Source organism: Pectobacterium sp. IFB5596 (genome assembly GCF_021432585.1).
Lineage (GTDB): Bacteria > Pseudomonadota > Gammaproteobacteria > Enterobacterales > Enterobacteriaceae > Pectobacterium > Pectobacterium punjabense.
The window spans coordinates 69,668-91,869 of sequence record NZ_LXFY01000002.1 but is presented as its reverse complement, the minus strand read 5'-3'; the positions used below and the strand labels follow the sequence as shown (position 1 = coordinate 91,869).

22 protein-coding genes are annotated in these 22,202 nt (G+C 51.8%); 11 read left to right on the top strand and 11 right to left on the bottom strand.

Annotated features, from left to right (window positions below):
* Positions 1-17: 17 nt before the first annotated feature.
* From yggU to A6301_RS04595, 4 genes are all read right to left on the bottom strand, one after another.
* Positions 18-308 (bottom strand): DUF167 family protein YggU, encoded by a 291-nt coding sequence (gene yggU, locus A6301_RS04610; RefSeq protein WP_052902894.1) that lies wholly within the window; start codon positions 306-308, stop codon positions 18-20.
* Positions 305-859: a YggT family protein gene (locus tag A6301_RS04605; protein ID WP_107169992.1), complete on the bottom strand. Its 555-nt coding sequence runs from the start codon at positions 857-859 to the stop codon at positions 305-307. Before A6301_RS04605 ends, yggU begins: the two co-directional genes overlap by 4 nt.
* 49 nt (positions 860-908) lie before the next feature.
* Positions 909-1,730, bottom strand: a complete 822-nt coding sequence (gene proC / locus A6301_RS04600) for a pyrroline-5-carboxylate reductase (RefSeq protein ID WP_107170052.1) — start codon at positions 1,728-1,730, stop codon at positions 909-911.
* Positions 1,731-1,816: 86 nt separating this feature from the next.
* Positions 1,817-2,530, bottom strand: coding sequence for a YggS family pyridoxal phosphate-dependent enzyme (locus A6301_RS04595; protein WP_107169993.1), 714 nt, complete (start codon positions 2,528-2,530; stop codon positions 1,817-1,819).
* A gap of 21 nt (positions 2,531-2,551) precedes the next feature.
* Between A6301_RS04595 and A6301_RS04590 the strand changes: the two genes are divergently transcribed.
* On the top strand, positions 2,552-3,568 hold the full coding sequence (locus A6301_RS04590; RefSeq protein WP_107169994.1) for a type IV pilus twitching motility protein PilT: 1,017 nt from the start codon (positions 2,552-2,554) through the stop codon (positions 3,566-3,568).
* Here A6301_RS04590 and A6301_RS04585 read toward each other — a convergent pair.
* Entirely contained in the window at positions 3,537-5,369 is a 1,833-nt protein-coding gene (locus A6301_RS04585) for a diguanylate cyclase (RefSeq protein ID WP_107169995.1), read from the bottom strand. The two genes, A6301_RS04590 and A6301_RS04585, sit on opposite strands and share 32 nt — an antisense overlap.
* A 511-nt stretch (positions 5,370-5,880) precedes the next feature.
* Positions 5,881-7,452 carry a methyl-accepting chemotaxis protein gene (locus A6301_RS04580; RefSeq protein ID WP_234257209.1) on the bottom strand — a complete coding sequence of 524 codons (1,572 nt, stop codon included), beginning with the start codon at positions 7,450-7,452 and terminating at the stop codon, positions 5,881-5,883.
* Positions 7,453-7,740: 288 nt separating this feature from the next.
* Between A6301_RS04580 and nsrR the strand changes: the two genes are divergently transcribed.
* The 3 genes from nsrR to rlmB all read left to right on the top strand — a co-directional run bounded on the left by nsrR (position 7,741) and on the right by rlmB (position 11,499).
* A complete protein-coding gene (gene nsrR / locus A6301_RS04575; protein WP_103160677.1) occupies positions 7,741-8,166 on the top strand; it encodes a nitric oxide-sensing transcriptional repressor NsrR in 426 nt (141 codons plus the stop codon).
* A gap of 41 nt (positions 8,167-8,207) precedes the next feature.
* Complete coding sequence (gene rnr, locus A6301_RS04570) at positions 8,208-10,664, top strand: ribonuclease R (protein ID WP_234257208.1); 2,457 nt, start codon at positions 8,208-8,210, stop codon at positions 10,662-10,664.
* Between the two features lie 103 nt (positions 10,665-10,767).
* The gene (gene rlmB / locus A6301_RS04565; protein ID WP_107169998.1) at positions 10,768-11,499 is read left to right on the top strand and encodes a 23S rRNA (guanosine(2251)-2'-O)-methyltransferase RlmB; all 732 of its coding nucleotides are present in this window, start codon (positions 10,768-10,770) and stop codon (positions 11,497-11,499) included.
* 56 nt (positions 11,500-11,555) lie between these two features.
* Here rlmB and A6301_RS04560 read toward each other — a convergent pair whose 3' ends face one another.
* Positions 11,556-13,091, bottom strand: coding sequence for a methyl-accepting chemotaxis protein (locus A6301_RS04560; protein ID WP_107169999.1), 1,536 nt, complete (start codon positions 13,089-13,091; stop codon positions 11,556-11,558).
* Between the two features lie 356 nt (positions 13,092-13,447).
* On the opposite strand from A6301_RS04560, the gene A6301_RS04555 reads away from it, so the two are divergent.
* Complete coding sequence (locus A6301_RS04555; RefSeq protein WP_137741253.1) at positions 13,448-13,846, top strand: DUF350 domain-containing protein; 399 nt, start codon at positions 13,448-13,450, stop codon at positions 13,844-13,846.
* Between the two features lie 108 nt (positions 13,847-13,954).
* On the opposite strand, the gene prfH is transcribed toward A6301_RS04555, so the two are convergent.
* The 3 genes from prfH to A6301_RS04540 form a co-directional block, all read right to left on the bottom strand.
* Positions 13,955-14,578, bottom strand: coding sequence for a peptide chain release factor H (prfH, locus tag A6301_RS04550; protein WP_107170000.1), 624 nt, complete (start codon positions 14,576-14,578; stop codon positions 13,955-13,957).
* On the bottom strand, positions 14,575-15,696 hold the full coding sequence (locus tag A6301_RS04545) for an RNA ligase RtcB family protein (RefSeq protein WP_205540183.1): 1,122 nt from the start codon (positions 15,694-15,696) through the stop codon (positions 14,575-14,577). Before A6301_RS04545 ends, prfH begins: the two co-directional genes overlap by 4 nt.
* Before the next feature lie 428 nt (positions 15,697-16,124).
* Positions 16,125-18,065, bottom strand: a complete 1,941-nt coding sequence (locus A6301_RS04540; RefSeq protein WP_205540182.1) for a methyl-accepting chemotaxis protein — start codon at positions 18,063-18,065, stop codon at positions 16,125-16,127.
* Positions 18,066-18,359: 294 nt separating this feature from the next.
* Here A6301_RS04540 and yjfP point away from each other — a divergent pair, with 294 nt between their 5' ends.
* From yjfP to A6301_RS04510, 6 genes are all read left to right on the top strand, one after another.
* The gene (yjfP, locus tag A6301_RS04535) at positions 18,360-19,112 is read left to right on the top strand and encodes an esterase (protein ID WP_107170003.1); all 753 of its coding nucleotides are present in this window, start codon (positions 18,360-18,362) and stop codon (positions 19,110-19,112) included.
* Between the two features lie 181 nt (positions 19,113-19,293).
* Positions 19,294-19,686, top strand: a complete 393-nt coding sequence (rpsF, locus tag A6301_RS04530; RefSeq protein WP_005974793.1) for a 30S ribosomal protein S6 — start codon at positions 19,294-19,296, stop codon at positions 19,684-19,686.
* Positions 19,687-19,691: 5 nt separating this feature from the next.
* On the top strand, positions 19,692-20,012 hold the full coding sequence (gene priB / locus A6301_RS04525; protein ID WP_107170004.1) for a primosomal replication protein N: 321 nt from the start codon (positions 19,692-19,694) through the stop codon (positions 20,010-20,012).
* 4 nt (positions 20,013-20,016) lie between these two features.
* Positions 20,017-20,244, top strand: coding sequence for a 30S ribosomal protein S18 (gene rpsR, locus A6301_RS04520; protein ID WP_005974788.1), 228 nt, complete (start codon positions 20,017-20,019; stop codon positions 20,242-20,244).
* 41 nt (positions 20,245-20,285) lie between these two features.
* Positions 20,286-20,738: a 50S ribosomal protein L9 gene (gene rplI / locus A6301_RS04515; protein WP_010279043.1), complete on the top strand. Its 453-nt coding sequence runs from the start codon at positions 20,286-20,288 to the stop codon at positions 20,736-20,738.
* A gap of 139 nt (positions 20,739-20,877) precedes the next feature.
* Complete coding sequence (locus tag A6301_RS04510; protein WP_234257207.1) at positions 20,878-21,240, top strand: DUF488 domain-containing protein; 363 nt, start codon at positions 20,878-20,880, stop codon at positions 21,238-21,240.
* On the opposite strand, the gene A6301_RS04505 is transcribed toward A6301_RS04510, so the two are convergent.
* The gene (locus tag A6301_RS04505) at positions 21,237-21,950 is read right to left on the bottom strand and encodes a LysM-like peptidoglycan-binding domain-containing protein (RefSeq protein WP_234257206.1); all 714 of its coding nucleotides are present in this window, start codon (positions 21,948-21,950) and stop codon (positions 21,237-21,239) included. The two genes, A6301_RS04510 and A6301_RS04505, sit on opposite strands and share 4 nt — an antisense overlap.
* Between the last annotated feature and the right edge of the window lie 252 nt (positions 21,951-22,202).

Genomic DNA, 22,202 nt, shown 5'->3' with positions numbered 1-22,202 from the left:
CGTCTTGTCCTGCGTATTTATTCAATGAAGTCCGCGACGTCAGCCGGGATGTGTTGCGGATGGGTAATTCTAATCTGTTTATGCCGCCCGAGTTCGCCTTTTTCAATCACAACTAGACTCTTGGCGACCCGAAATTGTTTGGCGAGAAATTTGGTCAGATGGGCATTAGCCTGCCCATCAACCGGGGGGGCGGTAATGGCGATTTTCAGTTCATCGCCATGTAAACCCACGATCTGATCGCGACTGGCTTTCGGCTGAATATACAGCCGAATCACCAGCGCATCGCCGTGGCGAGTAATGGCACTCACAGCAGGAACCATAGCCCCGGAAACAGATCCATGCCCAGATAGTTGAGCATATACAGAATCAGAATGACGGCCATGGCAGAGAAATCAATGCCGCCCATTACGGGAATAATGCGGCGGAGCGGTGCCATTAGCGGTTCGGTCAACTGATGCAATAGATACTCAATGGGGCTGCGGCCTTGGCTGACCCAGCTCATGATAGAACGGATAATGATGACCCAGAAGACCAAATAACCCGCGGATTTAATCAGCGAAATAAACCCGACCAGCAGATTCATTGGGCTGAGGGAAATTGCACCCACCTGAATCAATAGCAGCAAAGGGTATTTAATGGTCGTGAGAATAAAGGCCAGCAGCAGTGAGGCGCTATCAATCGGTCCTAGCGACGGCAGAATACGACGCAGCGGCCCGACAATCGGCTGAGTGATTTTGACGACAAACTGCGATAACGGGTTATAGAAATCGCTGCGTGACCACTGCATCCAGATGCGCAGCAGCAGGACCATTACATAGAGGTCAACCAGCGTTTTGACCAGAAAAGTCAGGGTGAGCATAAGTACGTCTTTTCCTTAATCAGATAAAGAATCGGGGGCTCGCTTTTGATTAAAAAAGCGTTTCCATTTCTTGTGCGCGAGCAATCGCCGCCTGCATGGCTTCAGCCACGGTTTGCGTTAACTGCTGTTCGTTAAACACCCGTAGCGCTTCTGCCGTGGTGCCACCTTTGGAGGTGACATTCTCCCGCAGAGTCGACAGCGGCGTATCAGGATTGGCTTCAACCAATGCTGCCGCGCCTGACGCAGCCTGTTGCACCAGTAGGCGAGCGGTTTCTTGATCAAACCCCTGGCGAATCGCTTCCTGCTGCATCGCTTCCATAAACAGGAAGAAATAGGCTGGTGCGCTGCCCGCCGCGGCGATCACGCCATTAATGCCGGATTCGCTATCTACCCAGCAAATTTTACCGACGCTCTGCATTAGCTGTGCGGTGAAGTCTTTATCGGCCTGACTGACGGACGCAGGGGCGTACATCCCGCTCATCCCTTTGCCGACCAGAGACGGTGTATTTGGCATGATCCGCACGATATTCAGCGGCTCACCCAACAGCGCATGAAAACGGGCGATGTTGATTCCCGCCGCAATCGAGAGCACCAGCTTACCGGTGAAGTTGACCTGCTCACCCAGTGGCTCACACACTGTCGCCATCATCTGTGGTTTGACGGCCAGAACAATGACGTCCGCTTCCTGCGCGCAGCGCACGTTATCCGCGCTGCTGATGACGCCATATTGTGCTGCCAGTGCATCGCGGTTTTTGCCCGAAGGGGCGCAGACGCTGATATGTTGAGCGGGGTAACCGCCGTTGACTAATCCGGCGATAATGGCCTGCGCCATGTTCCCGGCACCAATAAACGCTATTTTATGTTGCTGCATCTGCATCCTCGTTGCTCACCTGTTTGTCAAAGACGGCGTGCCGTTCAGGCGCTGTCTCTGCGGTTTATACGCTTTTGGCTGACTGTTTATGCGTTTTTTGCCGAATAGTCCCGTGCGCCAAAGATTGCCGTACCGATGCGCACCAGCGTGCTGCCTGCATTAATCGCTGCGCGCATGTCGTCTGTCATTCCCATAGAGAGTGTATCAATATGCGGATAATTTACTGACAATGTTTGGAACAGCGCTGCCATTTGTTTGAAAACAGCAAGCTGCTGTTCATAATCGGTTTCCGGTGCCGGAATCGCCATCAGGCCGCGCAGACGCAGGTTAGGTAATACGGCGACACTGGCGGCGAGTTCTGCAAGTTCAGCCACCATAATGCCGGATTTGCTCGGTTCGTTGCTGATATTAATCTGCAACAGAACATTTAACGGCGGCAGGGCGGTCGGACGTTGTTCGCTCAAGCGCTGCGCTATACGCAGGCGATCCACCGTGTGAAACCAGTCAAAATTCTCGGCTACCAGTCGACTTTTATTGGACTGTAGTGGGCCGATAAAGTGCCATTCCAACGACGTGTCCGGGTGATTTTTCTGGAAATAATGAACCTTCTCCACGCCTTCCTGAACGTAGTTTTCGCCAAACGTACATTGCCCTGCCGCAATGGCTTCTTCGATCGCGCTCACAGGTTTGGTTTTACTGACTGCAAGTAGCGTAATTTCTTCTGGTGCCCGTGCGCAATGCTGTGCGGCGGTGGCGATTTGTTGCCGGATGTCCTGTAGATTCTGCTGGATTGTCGTCATGGTTATTCAGGAGGTTAATCTATGGAGTTGGATGAGTGGATGGCGCGTAGTGTAAAACATAATGCCTCGGATCTGCACCTTTGTAGCGGGCATCCTCCGGTGTTACGTATGGATGGGCGGCTACAGCCTGAAAATACCTTACCATGTTTAGCGCCGGAGCAGGTGGCACAATGGTGCGATGCCTGGCTCGAACCGACTCAGAAAGAGCAATTGCGCCAGGCAGGGCAGGTGGATGGGGCGTTAATGTTGCCTGATGGGCAGCGCCTGCGGGTCAATGTGTTTCGCCAGCGGGAAGGGTTGTCTGTCGCGCTGCGTATTATCCCGTTTGTTCAACCTTCGTTGGATGAATTACATGCGCCACCCGTCCTCGCGACACTGCTGGGGAAGCCAAACGGGCTGATTCTGATCACTGGTGCGACGGGCAGCGGTAAATCCACGACGCTGGCGGCAATGGTTGGGAGCTTAAACGACAGCAGCGATCGCCATGTGATCACGCTGGAAGATCCGATCGAGTTTATCCATACCAGCCGACGATGCCTGATCCAACAGCGAGAGATCGGTGCACACAGCGCATCTTTTGCGCAGGCGCTACGAGCGGCATTGCGGGAAGATCCCGATGTTATTCTGCTAGGGGAACTGCGCGATACGGAGACGATTCGTCTGGCGTTGACGGCGGCGGAAACCGGCCATTTGGTGCTATCAACGCTGCATACACGCAGTGCATCGCAGGCCGTTGATCGGCTAATTGATGTCTTCCCCGGTGAAGAGAAAGCGTATGTTCGCAGCCAGTTAGCAACCTGTTTGCAAGCCGTAGTGGCGCAAAAGTTGTTGCCCGCAGTGCAAGGTGGCCGAATCGCCCTTTATGAAGTGCTGACGGCGACAGCGGCAGTCAGCAACTTGATTCGTGAGGGGAAAACGCACCAGCTTCCCGGCTTGATCCAGACGGGAACGGCAGTGGGAATGCAAACGTTCGAACAAAGCTATCAGCAGCGCTGTCGGGACGGGCTTATTTCACACAGTTGCGACCTTGCCGTTTAGCGGAATAAAGGTTTTCATCGGCTAGCTGAATCCAATCTTCAACGGAGGCAAGTTCAGGTCGGTAGGCGGCAATGCCTGCACTGATCGTAAAATGCAGACTCTGGCGGTCGTATTCCAGCGTATGTTGCTCAATCGATTTACGAATACGCTCAATCGTCATTACCGCCGTTTGATAGGAGACATCTTTTAACAAGATGATGAACTCCTCACCACCGAGACGGGCAACCAGATCCTCCTGACGTAATGACATACGCATCAACATCGCCAGCTCTTTTAGAACGGCATCGCCAGCCAGATGGCCATATTTGTCATTAATATTTTTGAAGAAATCGATATCAATGATGGCCAGACAGCTTTTGTCCGCGTGCTGGTTTTGCTGCCTGAGTTGGAAAAAAGCACTGGCCTGCTCGAAGAAACTGCTGCGATTGGGCAAGCCGGTAAGAAAATCATGCCCCGCGCTAAAGCGGAGAGAGGCCTCTACCTGTGTGCGCTCATCTTCCAGCGAACGGGCGTGAATAATAATACCGAGCGTTTTCACCAACGGTGCCAGTAGTTCGATCATCGTTTGATCGTAACCTTCCCGACGGTTAGCTAGCGCGATCATTCCGATCGCTTTACCGTTGTGGGTGATAGGAATGCCGAGCAGGGAATACAGCGCAGGATGGATGGGGGGAAGATCCCGCCCGGCCTTTTGTCTCAGCAGGTTGTTGGTGCAGACCACCGTATTTTGGGTTACAACATGGCCAAACAGGTTATCAAGCTTACGTAACTTCAGACCACCGTGGATTCTTCGCTGGTGCCTGTACCAAGCCAGGGTTTCTTCATCCCAGGTAAGATTGGATATAGCGGGAAGATAGAGCGATTGCCCGTCCTCATCTTCCTGCAACGTGGCGATAAAACCGAAGCTGCTGTTGGTCACGTCGAGCAGGCGTTCAAAGACTTTATCGCAGGCTGAGGGGAGATTATGGTCGAGTAGAAAGCTGTCATGGACTGATAACAGGATATCGAGAATGATACCTTGCTGATGGGCTTTTTTTTCGGTTTCAACGTTTTGCGTGATGTTGTGAGCATATTTAATGATTTTTCTCACATTACCTTCACTATCCATGATTGGGCTGTAGGTCGCCTGTATCCAGAATGAATGATTATCCTTACCCAGTCGGTGGAAGCGTCCGCTAATGGGGTGGCCTCGATGCAAGGTCTCCCAGAATGTTTGATAGTCAGCCTGTTCGGTATAAGTGGGTTCGCAAAGCGATTTGTGGTGCAGGCCAAGAATTTCCTTTTCTTCATAGCCTGTTAGCATCAGATAGTGTTTGTTGACGTGGGTGATGTAGCCATCTTTATCAAATTCGATCACGCCTTGCGCATTTTCAATTGCCTCTAGCTGTGCTCGATGTTCCGACATCAGACGCTTTTCCTGAGTAATATCAAGCGCCAATTTTATTACGCCAATGTGGCGACCGGAATGATCAATAATTGGCGTATAAGCGGCGTGGAGCCAAATAATGTCCCCTTTTTGGTTTTTTCGTTGGAATTCTCCCGCATTGATATTTCCTTTGATCACATCGTGCCAGAAATGATCGTGTTTTTGGCGCAATCCTTCTGGCAGAAAGAACGTGTGATTTTTCTGAATAATGTCTTCTTTTTTATAGCCCAGCATTTTGCAAAAAAGAGGATTGGCTTCAACCAGTTTCCCTGCCATATCAAACTCGGCGATGGCATAAACGGAATTGAGCGCGTGCAGTTTGGCTTCATTGTCAAACCTGGTAATCAAATCAACATCAACTGACTGATTATTCATGTTTATATTTGCCTATGTTCTTTCTGTCTTTACCCTTGATTCGCTGTTGCCAGAGGCATTCGTTTATCACAACGCCGTCTGCGATGTTATCGGCAGTCCTTTTTTACGCGAAAAGCAATGGGCCGAATTAATAAAATAGCTAGCTATTAATTATATTAATAAATATTTTATTGGCATGTAATTAATGACCTGAAATGCACAACGCCTACCACCAATAAGGTGTTTCTCTCATTGTCTTTTTATTCAATGTATTGACGTGGTGGTTCTGGCCGTTTTTACGCTGAAACTCTATTTATACGCTTATGTGCAAAAACAGAGAATAGCGGCAAAAAAATAATACTCAAATTATCTGAAAGTATATGTATGAAGTATGTGCGTTAAGTGGGTAGCGGGTTCCTGCTTTTTCTCATTATTTATTCTGTGCTGTACGTAATGAGTAGAAAGCAGTGACGATTTTTTATAATGCCAGTGGTCAACGTGAGGCTGACCACTGGTGATGTAGATCTGTGGATTAGGAAAGGCGAGGTTCTACCTGAAATAGCGACATAGACCGCATGAGCTGTTGAGACTGCTGTTCCAACGACCGCGTGGTGGCGGATGAGGCTTTGACGAGCTGTGCGTTGTGTTGAGCCACTTTATCTATCTGCGTAAAGGCAACATTTACTTGCTCAATACCGCGATGCTGCTCTTGTGTCGCGGTGGAAATGTCGCGCATCAGCTGTGTAATACGGATGATTTCGTCGGTCACCTCATCCATGGTCTCGCCTGCTTTAGAGGCTAATTCAAGCCCCTCAGACACGCGAGTTTGTGAATCTACAATCAGTGAGCGGATTTCTTTCGCGGCTTGCGCGCTGTGCTGCGCCAAATTACGTACTTCTCCGGCGACGACGGCAAAACCTCTGCCTTGTTCGCCTGCGCGGGCGGATTCGACGGAGGCGTTCAGCGCCAGAATGTTGGTTTGGAACGCAATGCCGTCGATGACGCTGAGGATGTCATTGATGCGTTTGGCGCTGGTGGCGATCTCCTGCATTTTTTCAATAACATAGCAGACTGACTCGTTGCTGCGGCTGCTGGTGTTCGAGACGTTATTGGCGAGTTGATGTGCAAGCTCGGCGTGATCGGCATTGAGCTTCACCGTGGCACTCAATTGCTCCATGCTTGCCGCCGTCTGCTCTAGCGCGGCAACGGACTCTTCGGTGCGTTGGGAAAGCTGAGCATTTTCTTCAAACAGTTCGCGGCTACCGAGATCGATTTGCGTGCTGGCGTCGCGTACCTGACTGACCGACTCCAGCAGCGCACCCTGCATGCGGCCGATAGCATCATTGAGTCGACCCAGTTCGTTGTCTCCGCCTTGCATCAGGCGGCGGGTCAGGTTACCAGCGGCAACCAGTTCCAACTGCTCAATGGCATAATCCAGCGGTTTGAGCAGCATGTGCCGCAGCGCGACCCAGGCTAATGCGACCAGCGTAATGGATAACAGGCTGGCAATGGCAATCAGCAACAGCATCATGCGTTCATTACGTTCAGACTGCGCCAAGCCCTGTTCGGAAAGCTGTTGGGCATACTGACGGAAGTTTTGGATTGATAAATCAAAGGCCTCGCTCAGCGGGCCGAGCTGTTTTTCCAGTACGTCGTAATATTCGTCGGTATACTGCTTTTGCAGCGCGCTCAGCATCGGGCTCATACCCTGCTGAAAATAGGCTTGATAGGTTTTTAACACGTCCTGTGCCAGCGCCTGACGCTTTGGATCGGCATCGACCGATTTGATGGCGCGTTCAATGTCTTCCTGTGACTGGTGGAGGTGTTTTTCTACGATTCCGGTTTCTTTAGCACCGTCATCCAGCAATCCGATTTCGATTTTCCTGACGGCGAGCGTTGCTGAGGCGCGGGCGCTAAGCGTTTGATTGTATCCGTTCATCAGGTTGCCCAGCTCAATCCCCTGAATTTGATTTTGTGCAGTCAGTGTTTCCCTGTCTTTCTTAATCGCGACGACGCCCATACTACTGACGATAAGCAGCAACAGGGTCGTTAACAGCAATAACGTTAATAAGCCGGTGCGGATAGAAATATTTTTCAGCCCCATGGTGTCCTTTTCCTTACGCCGCTTCCGTGGGGGATAGCCCACGCTAGATGTGATGTGTAACAAAAGAGAATACGTTATCTGTGTTGCGGTGAGATAAAATTAAAAAGATATGGCAGAGGTAAAAAGGTTTGGTAAGCAGGGCACCACCGACCAATCTCTTGCAACCCAAAGGGTATAAATAATTAGCCGTAGTGTTTGTGCCTGGTTTATTATCTGTCAATAGCATTGTTTTTTCAGGGGCGTACCCCATACGCCTGTCAATGATACCCAGAGGTATCCGAGGTTTATGTGCAGTTAACAAGTTTCACGGATTATGGTTTGCGGGCGCTGATTTATATGGCGTCACTGCCGAGCGGGAAAATGACCAGCATTTCGGAGGTAACGGAAGTGTATGGCGTATCTCGTAATCATATGGTCAAAATTATCAATCAACTTAGCCGTGCTGGGTTGGTAATGGCCGTGCGCGGCAAAAACGGCGGTATTCGTCTTGGGAAACCGGCAGAAACTATTCGGATTGGCGATGTTGTACGCGAATTGGAACCGCTCACGCTGGTTAACTGTAACCATGAGTTTTGCCACATTACGCCAGCCTGTCGCTTGAAGCAGGTGCTTCAACAGGCGGTACAAAATTTTCTGCATGAGCTGGATCAATACACGCTGGCTGATATGGTCAAAGAAAACCCGCCGCTTTATAAATTATTGTTGGTTGAATGAATTTTATTCAGCCTCCTGCTGATGACAACGGAGGAACCGCAATGTCACAAGATCCATTCCTGGAACGAGAAGCAGAAAAATACGAATCCCCTATCCCTAGCCGTGAATATATTTTGGCGCACATCGCCAAGCGCGATACCCCGATCAGCCGGGAAGAATTAGCCGCCGACCTGCAATTAACCGGAGAAGAACCCCTCGAAGCGCTGCGCCGTCGCCTGCGTGCGATGGAGCGCGATGGTCAGCTTATTTTTACTCGCCGCCAATGCTATGCGCTGCCAGAAAAGCTCGATCTGCTGCGTGGCACGGTGATCGGCCACCGTGATGGCTTCGGCTTCTTGCGTGTGGAAGGTCGCAAAGACGATCTTTATCTGTCGGCTGAAGAGATGAAACGGGCGATTCACGGCGATGTTGTGCTGGCACAGCCACTGGGTGCGGATCGTAAAGGACGCCGCGAAGGGCGTATTGTTCGGGTGTTGGAACCGCGTACTGGACAAATTGTCGGCCGTTATTTTGTCGATGCTGGCGTTGGGTTCGTCGTACCGGATGATAGCCGTCTGAGCTTCGATATTCTGATCCCGAAAGAAGAAATTAACGGCGCTCGCATGGGCTTTGTGGTCGTGGTTGAGCTGACGCAACGCGCAACGCGCCGCACGAAGGCGGTCGGTAAGATCGTTGAGATCCTCGGTGACAATATGGGTACTGGGCTGGCGGTGGATATCGCCCTGCGTACCCACGATATTCCGCACACCTGGCCGCCTAAAGTCGAAGAGCAGGTGAAGGATCTTTCCGAAGAGGTACCGGAAGCCGCGAAAAAAGGTCGTGTGGATCTGCGTAAGCTGCCGCTGGTCACGATTGACGGCGAAGATGCCCGTGATTTTGATGACGCCGTGTACTGTGAACAGAAACGTGGCGGCGGCTGGCGCTTGTGGGTCGCGATTGCGGACGTGAGCTATTACGTTCGGCCGAATACGGCGCTTGACCATGAAGCGCGGGCGCGTGGCACATCGGTGTACTTCCCGTCGCAGGTTGTACCGATGCTGCCGGAAGTGCTGTCAAACGGGCTGTGTTCGCTTAACCCGCAGGTTGATCGCCTGTGTATGGTCTGTGAAATGACTGTCTCGGCACAGGGCAAGCTGTCGTCCTACAAATTCTATGAAGCGGTGATGAGCTCACACGCACGTCTGACCTACACCAAAGTGTGGAACATTCTGCAAGGCGATGCCGAGCTGCGTGAGCACTACAAGCCTTTGGTCGGCGGGCTGGAAGAGCTACACCATATGTATAAAGCGCTGGAACACGCGCGTGAAGTGCGCGGTGGCATCGCGTTTGAGACCGAAGAAGCGAAGTTTATTTTTAACGCTGAACGTCGCATCGACCGTGTGGAAGCCGTGGTGCGTAATGACGCGCACAAGCTGATCGAAGAGTGCATGATTCTGGCGAACATCTCCGCCGCGAGATTTGTGGAGAAGAACGAAGAACCCGCGCTGTTCCGCGTACACGATCAGCCGAGCGAAGACCATGTATTAGCCCTGCGCAGCGTGCTGGGCGAACTGGGGCTGACGCTGAAAGGCGGAATGAAGCCGCAGCCGAAAGATTACGCGGAATTGATGAACGAGGTCGCGGAGCGTCCCGATCGGGAAATGCTGCAAACCATGCTGCTGCGTTCGATGAAGCAGGCGATTTATGACCCGGAAAACCGCGGTCACTTCGGGCTGGCCTTGACGTCTTACGGCCACTTCACATCGCCAATTCGTCGTTATCCTGACCTGTCGCTGCACCGTGCGATTAAGTACCTGCTGAGCGATCGCCATGAGCGCTGGACGTCAACGGGCGGTTGGCATAGCGATATTAACGAGATGCTACAGCTGGGTATGCACTGTTCGATGACGGAGCGCCGTGCGGATGAAGCCACACGTGACGTTGCGGATTGGCTGAAGTGCGACTTTATGCAGGATCATGTGGGTGAAGTCTTTACGGGGATTATCGCCAGCGTGACCGGCTTTGGCTTCTTCGTGCGCCTGAAAGATCTGTTTATCGATGGGCTGGTGCACGTTTCTACGCTGGATAATGACTATTATCGTTACGATAATATCGGTCAGCGACTGATCGGCGAATCGCGTGGGCAGGTTTATCGTCTGGGTGATGAAGTAGAAATCCGCGTTGAAGCTGTGCATATGGACGAACGCAACATTGATTTCGCCTTGATTTCCAGTACGCGCAAGGTGCGTGGCGAAGGCAAAACTGCGCGTGACCGGACGAAGAAACCTGAGTCGCGTGAGGCTAAGCCAAGTCGACGTCGTCGTAGTCCAAGCAAAGCTGCTGCAAACTTTGAGCCGGATGCGGCATTCCGCAAAGAAGGCGAACGCAACGCGAAATCGGATAAGCCAAAAGCCAAACCGAAAAAGAACCGCGATAAAGCGAAAAAGAACGCAGAGAAAACGCGTAAAATCGCCGCTGCAACCAAGGCTAAACGCGCAAAGAAAAAATCTGCTGAGTAAGGTTAACTAGCCAGCTTCCTCCTCGATGTAGAGGAGGAAGCCGGGTAAGCCTCTATCTCTAATGAACAGGTTCTGCCTGTTATGGTTAATTTGAAGAGTATTAATGAGCGAAATTATTTACGGTATCCACGCGGTTAAAGCACTGCTTGAGCGCGACCCGCAGCGTTTTCTGGAAGTTTTTGTTCTGAAAGGGCGCGACGATCGTCGCCTTCAGCCTGTGATTGCCGAGCTGGAAGCGCAAGGTATCGTCATTCAAGTGGCGAATCGGCAGTGGCTGGATAAGCAGGCTGAAGACGCGGTGCATCAGGGGATCGTAGCGAAGGTCAAAGAAGGGCGGAAATATCAGGAAAACGATCTGCCTGCGATGTTAGACAATCTGGAAACGCCTTTCCTGTTGATATTGGACGGCGTGACCGATCCGCATAATCTGGGCGCGTGCCTGCGTAATGCTGATGGCGCTGGCGTGCATGCGGTGATTGTGCCCCGCGATCGTTCGGCACAGTTGAATGCGACGGTGAAGAAGGTGGCCTGTGGGGCAGCGGAAACGGTGCCAGTCATCAGCGTGACCAATCTGGCTCGCACGATGCGCCTGCTGCAAGAGCGTAATATCTGGATCGTCGGCACGGCGGGTGAAGCCGATCATACGTTGTACCAAAGTAAACTGACCGGGCCGTTGGCGCTGGTGATGGGCGCGGAAGGGGAAGGGATGCGTCGCCTGACCCGTGAGCACTGCGATGAGCTGATCAGTATTCCGATGGCGGGCAGCGTGTCTTCACTGAACGTGTCTGTTGCCACTGGCGTGTGTCTGTTTGAAGCCGTTCGCCAGCGCGGGTGATTAGCGTCGTATCTGATAGCAGAGAGGTGCTATAAGGCACCTCTCTGTCGTTGGGGTTAGGCTGCGGGGTTTGCCAGCCTGCGAAGGTCTTGCTGTGAAGGATGTAAAAGCCGGAAGACAGAAACGGCATCAGAAAGCACGATCGCCTGTTGCTCCAGCGAGTGAGCGGCAGAAGAGGATTGCTCGACCAGCACGGTATTTTGCTGCGTGTTCTGATCCATCTCTATGATTGCCTGACCGACCTGAGAAATACCGCGATGTTGCTCGTCCGAGGCGGTAGTAATGTCTTTCATTATGGTGTGGACCTGTGTCACGGACTGTACAATCCCCTCCATTGTTTTCCCTGCGCTGTTAACGAGTGCCGCACCGTTATTAATCTGTGAAACTGACTCGCCAATGAGCGTATCGATCTCTTTTGCGGCCTGCGCGCTGCGCTGTGCCAGATTGCGTACCTCACTGGCGACGACGGCAAAACCACGACCTTGTTCACCGGCTCGCGCAGCCTCTACTGCTGCGTTGAGCGCCAGGATATTAGTCTGGAACGCGATGCTGTTAATCATTGAAGTGATTTCAGCAATACGGTGAGAACTCTGTGCGATGCCGTGCATGGTATTAACCGCTTTAGAAACCTGCTCTCCCCCCTGATTTGCGGTATCAGAGGCGTCCATAACCAGCCGGTTGGCTTGATGGGCGTTATCGGCATTTTGTTTTACCGTTGACGTCAGCTGTTCCATACTGGCGGCGGTTTCTTCCAGTGCAGCGGCTTGCTGCGTGGTTCGGACGGAAAGATCGGCATTACCGGCGGTAATTTCCCCTGCGGCAGAGGAGATCTGATTCGCGCTGAGGCGAATTTTATCAATCATGCTGTGCAGATTGTTGTTCATCTGCCCCATAGCCGAAATCAGCTGGCCTAACTCATCACGGCGTTCATTGTGAAGGTGTACCGTGAGATCGCCTTCTGCAATGGCGCGAGTCGCGTGTAGCGCCTGGTGTAATGGGCGAACGATCTGCCGTGAAATAACAATTGCGGTGGTCAGGCCGAGTATGATGGCAATCAGCGTAATCACGCCCAGTTGAATATCGCTGCTGATGACGTTACGGCCCGCGCGGCTCTCTTCCGTGAAGTAAAGCTTATTGATATTTTCCTGCAACAGCGCCATTTGATCGTTCAATTCACTGAGCCGCTGTTGGCTGACATCCGGGCTCATGACCTGCTGGCGCTGGGTCAGGTAGGTATTGAGCGACGCGCTGATATCCTGAATGGCGCTTTTATCTTCCGCAGGCCAGTGTCCCGTATCAATTTCCTTCAGCAGTGCTGATAGCTCTCCACTGATATTGCCGATAGCGCTGTCATGCTGTTCCAGATACTGCGCCTTACGTTCTAGCGCATAACCAAAGTTACCTTCTCGGGCGACAACGGTCTTGTCATAAATGGCACCCAGACGGCTGATGCGCTTTAATGATTGGTCGCTATTGTATAATCCATAAAAGCCGACCATGGAAAGGATTACCCCCATGATGAGCAATAAACCAAACCCTACCAATAACTTGCGTGTTACCGACAGGTTTTGAAATGACATCCAGCGCAGCATAAACTTCTTCCTTTTGTTCATTAATTATTACCGTCATAGCAGGCCAATAACGGATTAGTTGTCGTTGTGTGTTGTGTAAAAAGGGCAGGTGATGAAAGTGGAACAGACTCCTATATCACTGATAAAAAATGCCTCACCCGTTATCGGCATTTCAGACGCAATACTTATTCATTTTCTCAAACAATGTGAGGATATTCGTGTGGATACAACGGCCAGAGTGGTAAAGCGCCGTGCGGGGGATTCCTGCATTGTTTATCAATAAGCGCTTTGCTCTGCACGAATCATCTATAATTCTCCATTCTTTCCCTTACCTATTGCTGGCGCGCCAACGTGTCTCATTTAAAAGGAATATCGCTATGCCTATTGTTACGTCGCTACTCGCTTTCGCGTCCTATTTCTTTATCGGGTTTGCCATGGTGCTGGCCTTTTTGTTTATTTATACCCGCGTTACGCCGCATGATGAGTGGGCGCTGATTAAAGAGAACAATGGTACGGCCGCGATTGGATTTGGTGGGGCGTTGATTGGTTATGTGATTCCACTTTCCAGTGCGGCGATTAATTCGGTGAGCCTCGTGGATTACATCACCTGGGGTGTGGTCGCGCTGGTGGTGCAACTGTTGATTTATTTTGCGGTGCGCCTGTATATGCCGCGTCTCAGCCAACATATCCAGAATAACGATATTGCGTCCGGTGCTTTTCTCTGTGCTGCTTCGCTCAGCGGTGGGATTCTGAATGCGGCGTGTATGTCGTACTGATTCGCCATTGCGTGATGATACGGGAACGCTCTCAGCGCACTGATAGCCCTCTCTTTAGCGAGGGGGAAAATCACGGGCAGGCAATCGATGCCCGCCCGTTAGTTGAGGTTAGTGGGAAGCAACCAGCGTAAAATCTTCGCCCTTGAAGACTTTTACCGGATTGCCGCGCGCTATCTGATGGTGGAACAGACGCCGCTGCGCGCGTAGTTCGGCGTGTTGCTGTTGCTGTAGCGTTTCCAGACGGTAGGCGATGAGATAACAGGCCAGACGCTTATTCGCATGCTGGCTGCGTTCACTCTGCACTTTCACCGTGATGCCGCTGGCGACATGGGTAGCGCGGACGGCAGACTCGGTTTTATTCACATGCTGCCCGCCGGGACCGGAGGATTTCGTGGCTTCAAAACGAATCTCGTTATCGGCAAACGCCTGCTCCTGATGAAAGCGTGCGACGCCAATAAACCAGTTCTTACGTCCACCCCCTTTACGCCAGGGGCTATTGCATGTCCACTGGAGCGTACCGCACCAGCTGGCAGCCAGCGGTTCCGCCCGATCGCCGTTTAACAGAACCAGTGCGGAACGTAGCGTACCGGAACGTTTCCCTGCTTCGGTTTCGATAATTTCACACTCGATACTTTGTCGTGCTGCATCGCGTAGTAGAGCTTGTAACGCTTTTGCCGTTGCGAGCATGCATTCGTCGGGGCCCTGCGCGGCAGAAAGTTGAAGTAATATCATTTATCCTCCCCGCGCGTTTTATAGGTGAGCACCGGTTTCAGGCGTGCAATCAGAGTAATTAATCCCGCCTGCTGCATCGCGCCAATCACGCTGTCTATCGGTTTGTAGGCCTCCGGGGCTTCCTGAAAAATCAGTTGCCTGTCCTGGCAAATTACGCGGCTGCCGAAGCGAGTACGCGCCAGTTGCTGGACGCTGTAACGTGAAGACAGACGATCTTTACACTCCGTGCGCATCCACTTTCTCCCCGCGCCATGCGCCAGTGAATACAGGCTGTCGGCGTGAGGGATAGGTTGGACGATATAGCTGTAGTCGCCGCGTGAGCCGGGGATGATAACCGGGCCGCAGTCGGCGGGTGTCGCGCCTTTGCGGTGCAGCCAGCCAGAAATGCCTTCAATCGTTGTCGGTGTCACTAGATTGTGGTTCACGTCCAGTGCGGCATCGCCTTCTGTATGCCAACGTTCCAGCATTCGCTGAGCGATCAGTCGCCGATTGTTGGTGGCAAACGTCAGCGCAAACTGATGCTGTGCCAGATAGGCTTCTGCGGCTGGTGTGTTGGCTTCAAGACCCTGATGACCGAATTCCCGCACGTGGGCTTCCAGTATGGTTTGTCCTAATCCGCGTGAGCCGCTATGCACGAGCAACAGCAGTTGTTTAGGATCAATGCGCAGATCGTGCAGCGTATCTGGCTGATAAATTTCATCAAGCTGCTGCAATTCTGCGAAGTGGTTACCGCCGCCGATGGTGCCCAGCGAATAGCGGAAATCTGCCAGCGCGGGTGGAATATCGTCATCGTCTTCTAGTGGCCCATCGATATTGCCAAGCCGTTTTTCCAGCTTATCCAGCGAAATTTTGTTGGCGTTCAGGCCAGTGCGCCATAGCGCCATGCCGCAGCCGATATCATTTCCGACCAGAGCGGGGTAGAAGCGCTGTTGTGAAAAAAATGCTGCCCCAATGGGGTAACCGCGGCCTGGGTGCAAATCTGGCATACCGGCCACACGTACCATATCGGGAAGCTGTGAGGTAATTTGAAGCTGTTGGATTGCTTTATCTTCAATCCAGGTATTTTCCGTCGCGATCACACTGACGCGCGCCGAAATAGAGCGAATAGCATTGCCCATAGATCATCCTGCTGATCAATTTAAAAATAGGGTAAGGCAGGCTACAGCTGGGGGGATAACGCAAAGCGGAAAAGAATGCGGAATTAGTCCCGAGATGTCCTGCAAAGAATCAGAGTAAGTGTTGTCATGATGTCGTCTCCTTTGTCAGTGGGGGGATGGGTGAAAAAACGTCGGCATAATACTTAAGTGGCGGCCATCGCGCAATACCTTTGATGGCCGCTATACCTGTCATACTTCAAGCTGCATGTGCGTTGGCTTCTCTTAAATACTCGGCCCGTCGTGGGCCTCGCCCTAAAGGGCCGCTGCAAGCAGCGTTCAAATCTGCTCCCGGCAGATTTGTCACCCCAGTCACTTACTTTTGTAAGCTCCTGGGGATTCGTGCGATTGCCGCCTGCTGCAACTCGAATTATTTAGGGTATGGGTGGATGTTAAATACGGAAGACGCTGACCAACTCGCTGAGGTGGTGGCCTTTCTGACGCAGACTCTGCGCCGTGTCTTCCGAATTGTTGACCAGAATGGCGTTTTCCTGCGTTGCCTGACCAATCTGTACAATCGCGATGTTTACCTGGCTGATACCGGCGGACTGCTCGCGTGAGGCGATATCAATATCGTTCACGATGGTGCTGACTTGCAGGATGCGGTTACGTAAGTCGTCCATTACCGCCTGCGTTTTTTCTGAGAAATGGTAGCCCGCTTCGATTTTTTCCAGCGACTCATCAATCAAGCTTTCGATCTCTTTCACCGCAGTAGAACTGCGCTGTGCCAGCGCGCGCACTTCAGCAGCAACCACGGCGAAGCCTCTGCCGTGCTCGCCCGCGCGAGCGGCTTCTACGGCAGCATTAAGCGCCAGAATATTGGTCTGGAAAGCGATAGATTCGATCACCGTCGTGATATCGGCGATCCGCTGCGATGAATTTTTGATGTCACTCATCGTAGAAACTGAGTCGGTGACGGTCTGGCTGCCGTTGCGTGCCGCCGCTGCGCTCTGCTCTGCCAGATCTTTGGCGGCGGAGACATTATCGGCATTCTGCTTCACGCTGGCGGAGAGCTGCTCCATGCTGGCAGAGGTTTCTTCGACGCTGCTGGCCTGACGGGCAATCTGCTCACTGATATTTTCACTATCAGCGGCAAGCGCATCGGTGCTGGCACTGATTTCCTCAGAGGAGCTTCTTACCTGCGACACGATAGTCGTTAACCCCTGCCCGATGCCGTTAATCGCATCGATCAAGCGACCCACTTCATCGCTCCGGTTGCTGGAAAGCGTGGCCGTCAGGTTACCGGCAGAAAATTGTTCTGCCACTTTGACGATTTCAACCAGCGGCTGGCTCAGCCATTTGCGCGTTAGCACGACAAAGAATGCAGCGAAGAGCAGAACCAGAATAATACCGCCGCCTAAGAACAGGTTACGGGTATGATTAATCTCTGCCATTAAGCTTTCTTTACTCACCGTGCCTGCAACAATCCAGTTCCACTGCGGAATGCTGCGATACACCATGATCCGGGTTTTCTCTTCGCCCGTCATCGTGTTGTTGTCGTATTCGATCGTACCATTACCGGTTGCCAGCACTTTCTCTAATGCACCTTCTGACCAGTCAGGACGTTGGTTGGCATTGCTTTGGTGGTAAAGATAGTTACCTGCATCCTTTCCTTTTTTCGTGCTAAGGACAAAGAAATGGCCTGTCTCACCCATTTTCTTGTTCAGAATAGTGTGTTGCATCTCGGTAAATTGCTTCGTGATATCGACGCCGACGAACAGAATACCGATGACCTTGTTTTCACTATCGCGTATCGGCTGATACTGGGTGATGTACTGTTTGCCGAACAGCGTTGCTAACCCACTGTAAGTTTCACCTTTCATGACAAGTGCATAGGCCGGGCTTTCTCGATCGAGTTTGGTGCCCATTGCGCGCGATCCATCTTCTTTCTTCAGTGAAGTAGTGATGCGCGTAAAATCCTCTCCATCGCGGACGAAAATTGTTGAGATTGCGTGAGTACGGCTCAGAAAGTCATCCGTCACCTCGGTGTTGAGGTTCAATACCGTATCGCCAGCCTTTAGTGTCGGCTGAGGTGTGCTGCCGAAAGGGGTACGGTTAACGGTATCCAGTGAAAACCGCGTCGGCAGAAAGCTCGCTAGCAGCCGCGTATAGTTGCTGACCTCAGCTTGTAGGCTGGTATCGTACATGTTGATCATGTCGGTGACTCCATTCACCTGGCTCTGCATGTCATTGAGGGTCAACGATTTTAGTTGATCGCCTGCGGAGCGGGTAAGAGTAAGGGTGAAAGCTATGAACAATATCGCCACGCTTAGGGAGGCGATAATTGATAACTTGATACCCAAACCCCAGTGCTTAAAGGAAAGTCCCAACATATGTGTGTCTCTTATAATAAAAAGGTTATTTTTTAGTCTTACTTCACATGCGTTAACGGCAGTAAATAAAAAAAATTTAATCACGGAGTGTAAATATCCATTTCAGTAATTGATCTGGATCAATGCAATTTTTTTATTTACATAAATGCGCTGCTTAAATAAGCATGAAATTAATAACATTACTGAGATAGGAAGATTATTGTGAGCGGGTTTATCGTAAAAGGTTGTGACCTTGTTGCTAAATACGATTTCGCTACATAAAAGTGTGCTGACAGAACGGAATACGAGGGAAATATGGTTGAAATGTCACTGGATAAACTCGGCAGCGGTATAGATGTGATTCATGCGGTGCCTGCGGGAAGAAAGGAACAGCCTCTGCCGACGATTTTTTTCTTCCACGGTTACTGCTCGTCAAAAGAGGTGTACTCGTATTTTGGCTATGCGCTGGCTCAGGCTGGATTCAGAGTGATTCTACCCGATGCTGCCATGCATGGTGCCCGTTATGACGGGGATGAAGCGCAGCGGTTGCGTCATTTTTGGGATATCCTGCGATCGAATATTGAAGAACTTCCTGGTTATGTAGCGGAATATCGGCAACGTGGTCTGATCGACGGGGAACGGGTTGGCGTTTGCGGCGCGTCACTTGGCGGAATGAGCGCACTGGGGTGCATGGCGCGCTATCCCTGGATTACGGCGGTGGCGGCATTTATGGGTTCCGGCTACTTCTCCACGTTATCCTCAACGCTATTTCCTCCGGTTCCGGCCGATCGCGAAGAGAATCAGGCGGTGTTGCAGGCGTTAGCGGCCCAGCTCGCTGATTATGATGTCACCACGCGGCTGGAGGCACTGTCCAGTCGGCCGTTGTTTGTGTGGCATGGTGAGGCGGATGATGTCGTGCCTGCGGCAGAAAGCGCACGTCTCCACCAGGCATTACAGGCGCGCGAGCAACTGGCTAATCTGACGTATTTGACCGAGCCAGGTGTGGCGCATCGTATTACGCCGACGGCGTTGCAGGCGGGGGCTGATTTCTTCCAGCGGACGCTGTAATTTTGCTCCTAACGCTGAAATATCACCACGCAGAAAACTCCTGTGTTTCTTCCTTGTGTTCTTTAATGTCGAGCACTATACTTACGCGTCATTTTTTCAGCCGCACACATACACGTTCCTTGCCTCCACGGGCCGCGGTTGACCCAGACAGGAGGCTGAATAATCCGTAAGGAGCAATTCGATGCGTCATTACGAAATCGTATTTATGGTTCATCCTGACCAGAGCGAACAGGTTCCGGGCATGATCGAGCGCTACACTGCTACCATCACTGGTGCGCAGGGCACGATCCACCGTCTGGAAGACTGGGGCCGCCGTCAGCTGGCTTACCCGATCAACAAACTGCACAAAGCTCACTACGTTCTGCTGAACGTTGAAGCACCGCAGGAAGCGATCGATGAGCTGGAAACAAACTTCCGCTTTAACGATGCCGTTATCCGCAGCATGGTTATGCGCGTTAAGCACGCGGTAACTGAAGCATCTCCAATGGTGAAAGCGAAAGACGAACGCCGTGAGCGTCGTGAAGATTTCGCTGAAGCTGGCGATGATGTGGATGCAGGGGATTCTGAAGAGTAATTGTTGTGGTGACGGTGAACCGTCTGGTGTTGTCTGGCACCGTGTGCAAGACGCCCATTCGTAAGGTCAGCCCGTCAGGTATTCCTCACTGTCAGTTCGTGCTTGAGCACCGCTCGACGCAAGAGGAAGCCGGATTGAAGCGGCAAGCATGGTGTCGTATGCCCGTGATTGTCAGCGGACTTTCGTCACAAGCAGTTACCCACAGTATAACGGTCGGCACGCAACTTACCGTGCACGGATTCATTAGCTGCCATCAAGGGCGCAATGGTCTAAGCAAGATAGTGTTACATGCCGAGCAGATTGAATTGATAGATTCTGGAGACTAGCCACATGGCACGTTATTTCCGTCGTCGCAAATTCTGCCGTTTCACCGCGGAAGGCGTTGTAGAGATTGATTATAAAGATATCGCTACGCTGAAAAACTATATCACTGAAAGCGGCAAGATTGTTCCGAGCCGTATCACCGGTACTCGTGCAAAATACCAGCGTCAGCTGGCCCGCGCTATCAAGCGTGCGCGTTACTTGTCTTTGTTGCCGTACACTGACCGTCATCAGTAATCGGCCACTGTCCATTAACGAGACTTTGAGAGGATAAAGTAATGCAAGTTATTCTGCTTGATAAAGTAGCAAACCTGGGCAGCCTGGGTGATCAGGTAAACGTTAAAGCGGGCTATGCTCGTAACTTCTTGGTTCCGCAGGGCAAAGCTGTGCCGGCAACTAAGAAAAACGTTGAGTTCTTCGAAGCACGCCGTGCTGAACTGGAAGCCAAACTGGCTGACGTTCTGGCTGCTGCTGAAGCTCGCGCCGCTAAGATCAAAGAACTGGGTAGCGTTACCATCGCGTCTAAAGCAGGCGACGAAGGTAAACTGTTCGGTTCCATCGGTACTCGCGATATCGCTGATGCGGTAACGGCTGCCGGTGTTGACATTGCTAAGAGCGAAGTTCGCCTGCCGAACGGCGTTCTGCGTACTCTGGGTGAGCACGAAGTGAGCTTCCAGGTACACAGCGATGTCTTTGCTGAACTGAATGTCGTTGTTGTTGCTGAAGCATAATTCACGTTTATCGTCGAATTAACACTTTAGTTAACATGTGAAACGCTGGCCTCGTGCCAGCGTTTTGCATTTTAGGGATTGGGAAATGGACTATCCTTACCTGACTACCCTAAAAAGGAGACGCTAAAAAGGAGGCCGTATGTCCGATTTGATTCACCTCACCCGCGTGTATGATGCGCACGCCCCTTTTTCTTCCCCCACTTTTCTTATTGACCGCCTGTGGCCGCGCGGTATCAGTAAAACGCGCCTGGAAGGGGTTGAGTGGTTTAAAGACATTGCGCCGAGCAGCGAGCTGCGAAAATGGTTCCACGCGGAACCTGAACGTTGGGCGGAGTTTGTGGATTATTATCGTAATGAGTTAGCGCAGGGGACGGCGTGCAACAGGCTGTTGGCGTTACTTGAGCAGAAGAAGACCATCACGCTGCTTTATGGCAGTAAAGATGCGCAGCACAACCATGCTCTTGTCCTGCGCGATTTTCTATTGGAACGGCTGGCCCGCTAGCGTGTGCGGGTGAACGCGCCGTCCGCACCGCGCGTGAACCGAATCGTCTGGTTTGCTGTGGTTTCGATTTCCAGCTCTGCCACCATGCCTTGCGCATTCAGTTGTAATTTGACCGCCTGACCAGCCCGCAAATTGCTGAGTGGCTTATCTCTGCCTTCCACCTGCGCCATAGCGAACACATCGCTGACGGGCAAGTTATTATCGCGAAAGAGCTGTGCCAGTGTTTGCCCTGATGATATTTCATAGTTCCGCCACGGCGCTGAATGCTGAGCCGGTGGCGGTGTAGACGCGTGTTGCTGCTGTGACGTGGAAGGTGGATTTTCAATAATCACGGCCTGCATCGCAGCCTGATTATCCGCCTGAGTAAGAGGTACGGGGGTGCTACGTGCAGGCTGCGGATGTTGCGCGCTGTAAGGCCAGAGCAATACGACCAGCAGCAGTGCGATAGCGATTAAAATCCAGCGACGATGGAGGAGAGGCAACGGTTCCATCCAGTGGTAGCTGTCGGGCAGATGCCAGATTTTTTGCAGCGTGACACTCATACGTTCACGCAGGGAAGGGGGAGACAGACGCTCCTGCTCTTCATTCGCCTCATCATTTTCTACGGCTACAGCATCTGAGGGCTGCCGCTGGATAATTCGCTGGCAGAAGCGCACTAGCGTTTGATAATCCCAGGTGGTTTTCCGCTTCCTGGGCGCAATTCTGCCCATGGTGACCTCTCTTACTACAATTCAGTATAAAAACAGTCAGTATAAAAACGCATCAGATAAAAATGATGTCATTAACCACGCTATGCCAACAATAACGCTGCGTCAGCATAAAAACCGTATCAGGATAAGAATGCGTTCAGTATACCGATAATTTCCCTTAGCTGACTAGTTAACACGTTGATGAACAAGGTAGCCGATGTATTAGGAATAGTAGAATCACCAGTATAGGCCAGCTTCCGGCAATGGCTTGGC